Source organism: Pseudomonas sp. TH37 (assembly GCF_016650735.1).
Lineage (GTDB): Bacteria > Pseudomonadota > Gammaproteobacteria > Pseudomonadales > Pseudomonadaceae > Aquipseudomonas > Aquipseudomonas farris.
Window position 1 is genome coordinate 163204 of the sequence record NZ_JAEKFD010000011.1, and the last position, 11671, is coordinate 174874.

An 11671-nucleotide genomic window follows, 5' to 3' on the forward strand; every position below is an offset into this window, starting at 1 on the left:
TTGTCCTCCACGTTGAGGGAGGGCAAGGGTGGATCAGTTACGGTGCGTGGTGGTCGCTAACCGACCCATAAGGGACATTACTGCTCAGCATTACGCTTCAATTGGGTAAGACACCGCGAGCATAATGAAACGCCCCCAACAACGCAGCTCGAACGACATCATGAACAAAGCCCAACGTTGGACAGTGAAATGCCAAGATCCTGCGGATGGAAGCGGCGACGTTATCGTTGACTTGCCACTGGACCTAGTCGCTGACTTAGGATTGAGCATCGGCGACGTGTTTACTGTTGAGGTGATTGACGGAGCGATAGTGCTGAAGCCGACGCCGAGCGAATCCCCACCCCCCTGAGTTTGCAACCCAGCGGGTCACCCCATCGTCAACCGGGTTCGTCCAAGGCTGTCAGGGGCTCCTTAGGACAGGCAGAAATCGGCCAAAAGCGGTCTACCGTTTGCTGACATCTTCACGGACAACAAGATATATCCCACGAGCGCCAACGACCAATTTAAAGGTGCGTGCCGACACGGCGCTCAACCCGGATTGTCCTCAGAATCGAAGTCGCCGTATTTGAGCGGAAGTGCCGACCAGGCCGCCAAAAGCTGCTGCTGATGTGCAATTACCTCATCCCACTCAGGGCTACATGCTTTGTTCTCTCTCAATAACTGACGCAAAGTATCCGTGGCCTGCTCGTAAGCACGATGGACCTCAATGGCTTCCTTTAAAAACGCTACTCGCCGGCGCAATAAAAATCTCCAGAGGAAGAGCAACAATTCAGCTGACAAACGGAGCATTGCTAGGGGCCGCCCCTAATGGAAAATTTATAAACGCGTCCCAGCTTTCGTAGGCATCGCGCTGCCTCTTGCTCGCAGCGTCCCAGTCGGGGCCTGAAACACATCTAGCTGACACCAGCATCATCATTCCCATTGTGGCGGCGTCCAGCTCCATTAAGAGTTTATGTGACTCGATTCTGAAGTCGTCGATAGATGCCATGGTCTTTGCCTTTGGCGGACCTCACCGCCATTGAAGAACCGATGTTCCTCGGACGGTTGAGTGCGGTTGCAGGGGGATAGTTCACACTGACTTGATCGCCGCTACGCCTGAACTCCTTCCCTTGTAGCTACAGCTGCAAAGAAGCAGTTGTCATGTGTACGCCAACCGCTTTTTGTCCAGCCAACACGAACCTCCACAAAGGGTCGGTATCAGCCTATGGTTATGGCAGCAATTGGCAAAAGCAGGCGTCCTGGGCACCAATACGTCGGTGAGATCGACAGCCATTACCACGCCCCTGCACGACCATTCCTTATGCGTACTCCGTTTTCAAAGCCAACATTTCACCGTGTAGTTCGCTGATTAGCTCCGCGATGGCTCGACTGGACGTTAATTTCTCGATCTTCACCCCAGTAACTAACAATTCGACATGACCAGATGACGGCTTGAACACTTTTATCATGAGCGATCCATCTGGATTTGAGGTGCAGACGCAAGTAAGAGGCAAAAAACCGCACTCAATGATGTGGCGAAGCTCAAGGATGGAAATCATGACTCACGCCCTCAAAGTCAAAGGTGGTTGAGTTTCTGTTTAATAATCGGCTGTTCAGCCGATCTGGATTTTGCGTAGAAACGCGATTTTCAGTCCAACACTGGGCTCCAATCGCGCTGAAAAACGTTTTTACACAGCCTCGGTCGATTGCGGCCCTTCATGACAGGCAACAATCGGCCAAAAGCGGCCTTACGCGTCCATGTTCAGGCCGTTTTGCACGTCAACCAGGCGCCCCAGAAAAGGCTGCTGAAGAAGCGGGTTGCGCTCCCGAATCCTGCATCATCCAGCAGCTTTTGAACCGCTGCCTCGGAATGTGGAGGGTCGGCGCCTTGAAGGATTTTCCCAAGCTTGACCTTCACTTCCTCCGGGCTGGCTCCATGCTGTCGCCACCGGTGCCCCCAGGCTGCGAGGAGTAACGGCTGGCTGGCATACGCATATTGATTCCCCGCGACAATCAGCGGCGCCCCCGGCTTAAGATGAGCCCGAATGGATCGTAATATGTTTCGCTTGGCATCGTCCCCATCGAGATGATGGAGTACACCGATCAAGGTGGCTGCGTCGTATGACTCGTCTGCCGCCAGGTCTTCAACTTGCCCAAGATGCATGGCTGTTCTTCCGAGCAAGTTGTTTGCGTCTAACTGCTGCTTCGCTGCCTCCAGCATAGGCCCGGACGGATCAACGGCAGTGAAGCGCCAACCCGGCTCAAGCTTGGCCATAGCAATGATCTCCTGCGCCGTACCGCCAGCGCCCACCACAAGTATTTTTGCCGAGCCCATATTGCCAAGGATCGCCGCCAGCATGCATGCCGCCAAGTCTTGGCAGGCGTCGTATCCTGCTAGTGCAATGCGGCTCTGTCGACCGTACTCATTGGCCCGTGAGATATCAAATTTTTCAGCTGAGTTGAGATGGGATGATTTCAAGGCGGTTCTCCATGTCCTCAAATCAAGCTACGCCAACCTCAGAAATAATAAAAATTCATTAATTTTATGTACTGCATTCCTACAAGGAATGCAGAGCTCAAACCATCTTGCCTCTCTCAGACAGGTTCCGCCTTGTAACGACAGTCGGTTTTGGGTTGAAGACGGCCCTTCGCAAACGGGCCGCAATCGGCCCAGAGTGTGTAAAAACGAATCCGTCATTTTGAAGTCTGCGTTGCTATGTAAAATCTGCCAGCGCTCGCTTATTCAATGGACCTACAATTTGCGTAGGAACACGATTTCCGGACTGTTTTCGTCCGCATCTGCTGGTCAAAAACGTTTTTACACAGCCTCGGCCAGGAGCGGACTGTCGCCAGAGCCCACTTTGATTGGCAAGATGCGAATTTCGCCTCCTACTTCCCCTTCCTCATGCATTCGGCTGTCCTCGCGAACAACGTACCTGCTTGTTGAACGAGCTTGCGCCACTCGGTGCTGGTGATAAGGCCTTCGCGCTCCATATCGTCCGCTGATCTCAACAGCAGGGTTCGGTTGGCCAGCCCGGTGAGCTTGTCGTGCAGCGATGCGTGCAAGACGTCCTCGCGTTGACTGTCGAGCTCGACCCGCATACGCCACAACACTTGGGCGAACAGGCCGGTAAGAAGCAGCCCGGCGATAAAAACGATGGGCGTGCTATTGGCGTTGAAGGCCTTCCGGGTGCGCAGCTTCTCCGGCGACCGGATAGGCTCCTCATGCTGATCGGCCGCGGCTTGCAGGACGGCTCTTTCAATCGTTTCGAATCGCGGGGCAGCCTCCTCGTAGTCGATCCGGTGCACCCGCGCGTCATCTCCACGATCGACGCCATTGAACATCTTATTGATGCTTTCCAGGTAGGAGGTCAGTGCCGTGCGAGCATCCTCGACCAGAAGGTGGTCCGCAGGCGATCCGGAGCGGTGAATACGCTCGAGTGCAATGATCAGTTGCGCTACGACAGTCTTGAAGCTACGACGTATCTTCGGACTGGGGTCTAGCCGATATTTACTCTCCAGCGACTTGGCGGCAGCGGCAGCAGCCGCAGTCGCAGCCGCCGTGTAGTGGTCGGACAGAACGCTCGAGGCGATCGCCTCCTGCCCCAGGCGCCCGGTGGTAATTGAAGACCACACCGCGAAGCCGTTGATTGTCAGCAAAACGGCGACCAGACCATAGCGCGCCCATCGGCTGGATTTTCGCAAAAGTTTCCGCATGCTCCGGACTTGCTGTCGTTGGCTTCTATAAGAATGCCACCGCGGCGCACAGACGCCTCGGCTTGGGCGAGTCCACTCAATTACAACGGTCGCAACCCTGTATTCAGAGTCTTTCTAAAACCCCACATCCAGCACCACACTGTCCAGATAGGTTCCCGGTGGCGGTGTGCTCTGGTCGGTGTAGATTTTGGCGTTGTAGTTGAAGATCTGACTGCCGGTGCCCAGGCCATTGCCGGGGTTGACCTCTGCATCGGAACTGGTGCGGCGGGCCGTGCTGACGCTGCCCCAGCGGGTAGTTCCGGCGCTCTTGAAGATGTCGTAAGCCAGATAATTGCTGCCCGAGATCATTTGCCTGCGCCCACCCACGCCGACAGCATGCTGACCATCGTCCAACCCCACCGTGTAGGCACTGCCCTTGGTGCAGGCCAGGTTAATAGTCTGGCCAGTGACGGTGGCGAACGTACTGATCATCGAGGCGCTGCCAAAACTGATGTTTGGCGCAGTGATCGTGCAATCGTTGACCACCGTCATATTGACGGTCAGGGTGGTGTTGCCGCTGCTGATGTCGCGCCCCAGGCAAATGTTGCCAATGCCGATGCCGGAGCAGTAATTCCAGTCCCAGGCGATGCTCAACGTTTCGCTGTAGATCCCGGCCGCGACGTTGCTGCCGATCGTTGTTCCCAAGTAAATCGGCACAGTCTTTGGCACCTCGCTCCCCAACAGACCCAAGGCATCGATAATGCCGTTGCGCGCAAAGTCGAACGCCACGCCTCGGGTCAGCGGGTAATTGGTGGAGCTGTTGGCATACAGCGTATAGCCAATGACGTCTCCAGTCGGACCGAGCAAACCGGTTTGAGTGGAGGTGACCGTGGCATAGAAATGGTCGTTGGTCGCCAACAACGACAGCAAGGATCCGGTGCAACTCAGCCCCGCATTGGTGGTGGAACTGGGTTGCGAAGTGGTACGCACCGCGATCGAACTCATCGAACCAAAACCGGCCGGTGAAGTACTGACCACCTCGCACAAGGCATAAGCCTGACACGGCAGAAAAATCGCCATCAACCCGATCAGTTTACCCGGCCATCCATCAGAAAATTGCACGCACCATCTCCCTGTTCTATTTATTTGGCGCTTTCATTGACACGGCAGCGGCCCAATCAACGGCACCTGTTTCTGCTGCATGTCCAGCGTGAACTGCGCCTGGCAGGTCCGACCATCGGCCAGGGTCACACGCAAACTGTTGTGTTCTTCCAGGTTCTCCAGATAGACCAGCCCGTCCCAACCGACCACCGCATACCCGCCGCTCTGTTCGTGTCGCACGCTGCTGCCCAAGGGCAATTCGTGCTGCTGTGCATCCACCAGCACGACGCTCGCAGCAATGATCCGGCTGAGGGGAAACTCCAGCAGATAGCCACTGCCACGACGTACCGAGATCCGTTGTTCGACATTCGAACTCTGTACATTGGTCGGCAGGTTCAGTGGATCGATTTCATATTTGCCGCGGTAGTAGGCGCTGCTCCATGGCACCAGCAGATGACCATTTTTATCCGTCTGCCCAACCCATTGATTCTCGTAACGTACCGGAATATCGGCATATCCACCGGTGCTGACCACAACAAAGGCATCGTCGATACGATTGGCGAGGAACACCTGGTGGTCCATCCACACCAGCGAACCGCTGGCATCGACCCAGCGCGTTTCAGCATCACTGCTGCCGTAAACCCCAGCCTGCAATTGCACCGATTGCAGACGCCAGGTCAGGTCGGCTTGACGAAAATCCGGGCCTTCACCGTTGGCATAACCGAGGTTGAAACCGACACCGCCTCCGCTGGGTACCGCGCGACTGTAATTGACGCGCTGGCGGCTTTCGCCGGTTTTGCTGCGCTCGCCACTCACACTCAGGCTACCGCGCAGATCGAAGGGGATGACCAGTTGCGCCTGCATCGCCCAGTCGCTATCGCCGATCTCGCGATTGGCCGACAAGTAAAAACTGCTATTGCGCCACAGCGGCTTGCTCCAGGTCAGGTTAAGCAACCGGGTACGCGAATCATCGGCCGCCCGCACATCGAAATAGCCCGCACCCAAGCTACCCCAGTCGTTGAGATTCACGCTCAGGGTCAACTGCTCGCTGCGCTGGCTGAGGCTGATATAGGGGCTGTCGACAACAGTCAGGTCGGCATACTGGTCGCGGCGCTGCAGACGCTGATAAGAAACGCTGTAGCGCTGGCTGCTGTATTGATATCCGAGGCTGACTTGCTGTCCGCGATTGCCGTCAAACCGGCTTTGACTGACCGCCGTGTTGAGCACACCGAAATTGCTCAGGCGCAGGTTGCCACCAACGCCGCCAAGGGTCAGCGCGTCCGAGGCCTCGGCATGGCTTTCGAGGGTCAGACTGTCGTTCAGTCCGTAACGCAGGCTGCCGGAGGTCACACCCGGACCGTAACCGAAATCACGAATCCCGAAGTCACGGCGCAGGGTACCGGCGGCTATCGAGAAATCCATCAGGCCTTTTTGCAGCAGGTTGCTGGTGACATAGAACGGCACGGTGGTCGAGACCTGTCGGCCGAGGGCATCGGTAGTGACCACCACCGCTTCGCCCGCACCGTTGATGAACGGAATGTTGGTCAGGGTGTAGGGGCCAGGCTGCAGCTCGGCGCTGCTGGATTTGTAGCCGTTGATGAACAGGTCGACCGAGGACGGTACAGCCGCTTCCCCGGCGAACTGCGGCAAAGGGTAAGTCACCAGGTCCGGGCGCACGCCGAAATCGCGCGACATTTGCACACCGCCCAGGCGCACCGAACTGCTCCAGGGCAAGGCACCGCTGACCAGATCGCCCGCCTCGTAAGTCAGCAGGCGCTCGTCATCGGAGTAACGCCACGTGGTGTCGTACCGCCGATAACCATTGTTCAGTGTGCCGCTGCTGATGCCGGAAATAGTGCGCCGGTATTGCCCGGTGTTGGACAGCGTGCCCCAGCTGTCGAATAGCCGCACCTCGTTCCATGCCGCGAGGTAGGTGCCACTGTCGTCGGTGTCATTGAGGTACAGGTCGTAGTTGAGCAAGGCGCCGAAACTGCTCAACGCCGGAGTGCGCGGATACACCTCGCGACTGCCGAAAAACTGCTCCGGCAACCAGCCCGGCGGGACGTTCAACAACAGCCGCTGACCCTCGCGGTCATAATCGCTATGCAGGCCTTGCAAGCTGTCGAGCGCGACCTCACCGCTGAGTTCTTGGGGCAACTTCATATCGATTTCGCGCAACACCGCGACCGGGACAAAGAAGCGTCCGCCACGCTGTTCCACCGCAACCACGCGCCCGGTGCTCATTTGGTTGACCACCAGTTCCAAAAACAACTGTGCATCGGCAATCGCCTCCATGCCGCTGGGCGCTGGCGGCAGGTCAGCCGTCAGGCCGTGGTGGGTGAATACCAGACAGCACAGGCCAATCGCAGCCCACAGCGGACACTTGATGCTGCGAGCCCGATCTCGGCTCACCTCCGCTTTACGTCCGTCAATGGACATTTCCTTACTATGACTAGCGGATGCCTGAGTGCCTCTCAGTCGACGTACTTTTTGCGAGAGGGCTTGCCCCTCGCCACAGACTTAACATTCGACACCTCACTTTTCTTGATTTACCGGTCTCAAACTCACCGTCCCGGCGAAATAATCTGAGGCTGCGGCGTACCGTTGACCCGCATTTTCAATGTCTGATCCGCGGTAATCGACTCCGGTGTCGGCCAACGCATGATCGCCCCCGGCAACACATAGCCGAGCAACCCTTCAACCACTGGCCGTGTCTGGCCGCCCTGCTTGAATGCAACCTCGGTCAGCCGTGCATGCACGGCGCCCTGATTGCGCACCTCCATGTAGGAACGACCATCGACCGCCACTTTGCGCCAGCTCAGATCAGGCACGCCGGCACCTTTGGGGTCGCGCTTGCGGGTCATGTCTTCCTTGCTCCACAGACCGGCGCCATAAGCAAACAACGGCACCGAATAACGCATCTGGAACCGAATGGCAGCAGCGGTTTTGCCGTCGTCAGTCGTCACGGGGCTGGCCGAGGGAATTTCATCGATGATGATGCGGTAGGCCAACTCCTGCCCCGCCGGTATGTCACGGGTACGAGTCAGACGCACGAGTTGCTTCTGGCCGGGTTCGATTTTCGCTACCGGCGGGCTGCCGATGACGTCGCGTTGATTCTGATACTGATCGCTGAAACCACTCTGGCTCCAGGCAAACACCCGGATCTGCAGGTTGGCCGTTTCATTGCCGCGATTTTCCAGCCATAGCGCACTGGCCTGTTGATCAGCCTCGAGCACCGGATCAATCGGCCAAATCAGCACCGAACTGGCTGCCTGGACCTTGACTGCGCCCAGCAAGACCATCGCCAGCACAGCGCAACGCGCGGCCGGTGACCTGCGGGAAAGTGAACACATATTCCTACTCCTTATGTCTTACAGGCTTGATCCAAATCAACTTGCTACCACGACAGCTGCACCTGCAGCACGTCGCTATAAATCCCCCCGGGCTGATCACCCGGCAACTGCACTTGCCCGTAAATAAGCAATCTGATGTTGTTCGCATCGTTGTAGACCACGGTCACGCTCTGACCGATACCCAGGCTGTTACTTAAAGCCGCGTCACTGAACAGCTGATAGGCCACCCGCGCACTGCCGCTTTCGAGCTGCAGGTGCCGCCCGTTGCTGTTGTGCTGGCCGCCATCGACGCTCATGTTCAGGGTCACGCCCGGTGTACATTGCAACTGCATGCCGACGCTTAATTGCACCTGCACCCTGTTGGTAGCCAGCGCCGATTGAGTGCCGAAGTTGAGATCGCCGTAATTGGAAACGCCATCCTCCACCAGGCACGCAGCCGCCACTGTCGCGCTGACCTGAAAGCTCTCACTGGTCACCGCTGGCAATGGCAACGGTATGCTGACCGCGCAGAGCAGGGTCAGCGCGGCAGAACTCCACCTCATTAGAAGGTCAGCTCAACAGCGACGGTGTCCGAATAGGTGCCTGCGGGCAAATCTGCCTTGCCCACGGCCTTGCCATAGATGTTCACCGTCCGTGCCGCACCGGTACTGCCTTCGAGCGCGATCTCCCCATTTATCGCCAGGACCTGCGTACGACCGGAGTCGGTATACAGGTCGTAAGGCACGAAGTTGCCGCTGATATCGGCCAGCGCCCGGGTGCCGCCGACAGATTCACCGTCATGGGCGCCAGCACCGATTGTGACGACAGGTGAGATGCCGCTGGAGCAGAGAATCGACAGCGCGCCGCCCCCGCCAGCGAGCACCTCCCCGTTCACGGTGAACAGACTGCCGGTGGTGCCAAAGTCCAGCGCGCCGAAGCTCACCGCGGTAGCCCCGTCGGCACCGTTGACCAGACAACTGCTGCTGAGTGTCATGCTGAAGGTGATCAGGCCGGTATTCGAACCCGCCTGAGCATTGCTGACCAGCGCCAGAACGAGCGCTGAAAATCCAATCCTTGGTACACGCATCTGCATGATGTCCATCCTCTGAGGTTTACCAATCCAGCGTGACCTTCAGGGTGTCGGTATAGCCCCCACAGGGACCGCGCGGGTATTCGCGACCACCGAGCCAAATACCGGGATTGGTATCTGGCCTCCATTGGTAACAGCGAAATTGCGTTTTTGACCGATGCTGTAGCTGCCGTCACCGGAAGCACCGAAGAACAATCGATAAGGGACGGTCTCGGTGCCGTTGCTCAGGCGCCGCGTGGTGCCGTCGCCATGGGCGCCGCCATCGATGGTCACGGTAAAACCGGTGACCGAAGGGTTGCAGGAAACCTTCAGCTTGCCGTTGCTGGTATCACTCAGGTTGGCATTGATCGGGTTGGTCCAGGTCGGACCTTGCGAGCCGAAATCCAGCAGCCCGAAATCACTGACCGGGATGCCGGAGGTATTGGTGGCATCATTGGTCACTTCACAGCTGGCGATGATTGTCAGCCGCGCATCAATCTGCCCGCTGATCGCCGCTTGCGTCTCCTCAGCCAGTAGTAGAACTGTGCCAAGGGTCATCACCACCCAACTCTTCATCGTCTTGCACCGACCCTAGTTCCATCAGGATTCAAACATTGGTCGTCCGCTTGCGAACGACGTTCCTTGTGCTGCCCGAATCCATCGGGCAGGTGTCACTCAACGCCTTGCTACCAGCTCACGGTCACTTTCAAAAGGTCGGAATAGCAGCTGACATGGGGGATCTCGGCCAGCCGTTCAATACGTGCGTACAGGGGCAAGTCCACCGTGCCAGAATCCGGCACCCGTCCGCTCAATAACGCGTTCACCGGCAGCGGAATCTGCCGCGCGGCGTCTCGATAGAGACAATAAGGAATGGGTTTGCTGTGCTCTGCGCTGCCCGTCAGGTAGCGGACCTCGCCTATGCCGCCATGCAGGCCGCCATCGACCTGTAATTGGTAAGGGGTATCGGGATTGCATTCCAGGCGTGACAGGCGTGTGGTCACCAGTGCCGCGCTCAATGGCCCGGCCGAATCGTCCAGGCGGGCGATGGTGCCGAAGCCGAGCACTCCCAATTGCTCGCCATCCGCCTCGCGCTGTCGACCTACCAACTGGCAACCGCGCTGCACATTGACCCGGACCTCAATCTGTAGCTGCGCCGCCAACGCAGTTGCACTGAGCATCGTGCTAATGATTGCCAAAAACCCGAGTCCATTCGAATACCCATTCCCATTAAGGGGTTATTTGCAAGCTGAGGTTAGCATCCAAGGGGGAAACAACCAGTCAAGGCGGCATTTAACCTGTCAAATCCGCACCTTTGCGACGAAGGGGCACATTTCGTGTGTGTGTCAGTGATTGTTTTGGTACCGGTAATATTTCTGGTGGGAAGAAGCGGGTCTGACCACGGCCCTTGAGGTCAAAAGGTGACGGTGGCCGTTATTGTGTCGGCGTACGTGCCCGGCGGACTAAGCTGCCCTGCCGCCATCCGGCCATAGACCGGGATCACTTGGGCAGAGCCACTGCCGGTTCCGGTAGCGAGACCAGTGCCACCTGTGTCGCCCCAATTGATCAACCGCGTGGTGTCCGAGTACAGCGCATAGAACAGCTTGGTAGCCGGAGTACCGGACATCTGCATCTGCCGGGCTGTCGCGGTCCCGCCGCTCGTCCCGGCACCGAGGCCGACGCTATAGGCCGTCGTGTTGGTGCAGTTGACCGAGAGGCTGGTCTCGACATCGGTTTGCACGCCTGTATAGGCGCCGAAGGCCAAGGGAGAAGCCGTGATCCCGCAACCGGCCACAATGCTCGCGGAGACGGCGAAGGTTGCGGTATCGGTGGCTGAAATGGCCGAAGTGGACAGCAGACCGAGCGCGAAAGCCCCCAGGATACCGACACCGGTGTGAACGACCCGGTTGCGCCGCATACGAGTCTCCTTGCCTACCAGAGTATCGCTACCGTCCAAATACGGTTGTGAGGAGGGCTGCGTGCAATGCGAAAACGTCATGGTCATAACTCCCTGTAGTACTTAGGGGGTGGTCAGGTTTTTTCAGTGCCCTGAAAGAATCTGAACTTTCCAACCTGGAGTCCGAAGCGTAGTCCACATGTGAGTCTCACACGGATGTTTTAGTGGCATGGCCGACTGGGGTCTGCCCATATCCAATCAAAGGAATGTCATCAAGCTGGCTATAGTAATTGCGCAGGTTTGACTCAAGATAAGCCCTCACCGAGAAGACGCCCCACCCAGCTCATCGATTAATTCACAACCGACTGTTGGCGATCCAAAAGCTGCCTGTGGTGACGGGTAGCAATCGCCCCCTATCTGCCCTCTGCGAAGGGCAGCTAAGGGTTGATTGCAGTCCTTGAGCTTTAGGATCCGTGAGCCCTAGAGCGGCACTCGCTGAAGATATCCACCACGAGTCGGCTGGTCCGTGGCAATGCAAAAGGCTGGTCAAGTCAATGCATTACCCAACTGTCTTTAAAGCCTTCGTCATAGCCTTTTTTA

The 11671-nt window shown here is 57.5% G+C and carries 11 protein-coding genes and 1 pseudogene; all 12 read right to left on the minus strand.

Annotated elements, in window-relative coordinates:
- Window positions 1–528 precede the first annotated feature (528 nt).
- Window positions 529–789 (minus strand): hypothetical protein, encoded by a 261-nt coding sequence (locus JFU11_RS24245; protein ID WP_201062310.1) that lies wholly within the window; start codon window positions 787–789, stop codon window positions 529–531.
- 509 nt (window positions 790–1298) lie between these two features.
- Window positions 1299–1538, minus strand: coding sequence for a DUF1652 domain-containing protein (locus JFU11_RS24250; RefSeq protein WP_201062311.1), 240 nt, complete (start codon window positions 1536–1538; stop codon window positions 1299–1301).
- Between the two features lie 203 nt (window positions 1539–1741).
- A complete protein-coding gene (locus tag JFU11_RS24255; protein ID WP_201062312.1) occupies window positions 1742–2458 on the minus strand; it encodes a class I SAM-dependent methyltransferase in 717 nt (238 codons plus the stop codon).
- A 410-nt stretch (window positions 2459–2868) separates the two neighbouring features.
- Window positions 2869–3696 (minus strand): hypothetical protein, encoded by an 828-nt coding sequence (locus tag JFU11_RS24260; RefSeq protein WP_201062313.1) that lies wholly within the window; start codon window positions 3694–3696, stop codon window positions 2869–2871.
- Window positions 3697–3810: 114 nt separating this feature from the next.
- The gene (locus JFU11_RS24265; RefSeq protein ID WP_201121389.1) at window positions 3811–4755 is read right to left on the minus strand and encodes a spore coat U domain-containing protein; all 945 of its coding nucleotides are present in this window, start codon (window positions 4753–4755) and stop codon (window positions 3811–3813) included.
- A gap of 75 nt (window positions 4756–4830) precedes the next feature.
- Window positions 4831–7188, minus strand: a complete 2358-nt coding sequence (locus JFU11_RS24270; protein ID WP_201121390.1) for a fimbria/pilus outer membrane usher protein — start codon at window positions 7186–7188, stop codon at window positions 4831–4833.
- Window positions 7189–7340: 152 nt separating this feature from the next.
- On the minus strand, window positions 7341–8129 hold the full coding sequence (locus JFU11_RS24275) for a molecular chaperone (protein ID WP_201062316.1): 789 nt from the start codon (window positions 8127–8129) through the stop codon (window positions 7341–7343).
- Window positions 8130–8173: 44 nt separating this feature from the next.
- Window positions 8174–8671 (minus strand): spore coat U domain-containing protein, encoded by a 498-nt coding sequence (locus JFU11_RS24280; RefSeq protein WP_201062317.1) that lies wholly within the window; start codon window positions 8669–8671, stop codon window positions 8174–8176.
- Window positions 8671–9201, minus strand: a complete 531-nt coding sequence (locus tag JFU11_RS24285; RefSeq protein WP_201062318.1) for a spore coat U domain-containing protein — start codon at window positions 9199–9201, stop codon at window positions 8671–8673. Before JFU11_RS24285 ends, JFU11_RS24280 begins: the two co-directional genes overlap by 1 nt.
- Window positions 9202–9220: 19 nt before the next feature.
- Window positions 9221–9753: pseudogene (locus JFU11_RS24290) on the minus strand (spore coat protein U domain-containing protein).
- Window positions 9754–9863: 110 nt separating this feature from the next.
- Window positions 9864–10355 (minus strand): spore coat U domain-containing protein, encoded by a 492-nt coding sequence (locus tag JFU11_RS24295; RefSeq protein WP_201121391.1) that lies wholly within the window; start codon window positions 10353–10355, stop codon window positions 9864–9866.
- A gap of 233 nt (window positions 10356–10588) precedes the next feature.
- A complete protein-coding gene (locus tag JFU11_RS24300; RefSeq protein ID WP_201062321.1) occupies window positions 10589–11092 on the minus strand; it encodes a spore coat U domain-containing protein in 504 nt (167 codons plus the stop codon).
- Window positions 11093–11671: the final 579 nt, after the last annotated feature.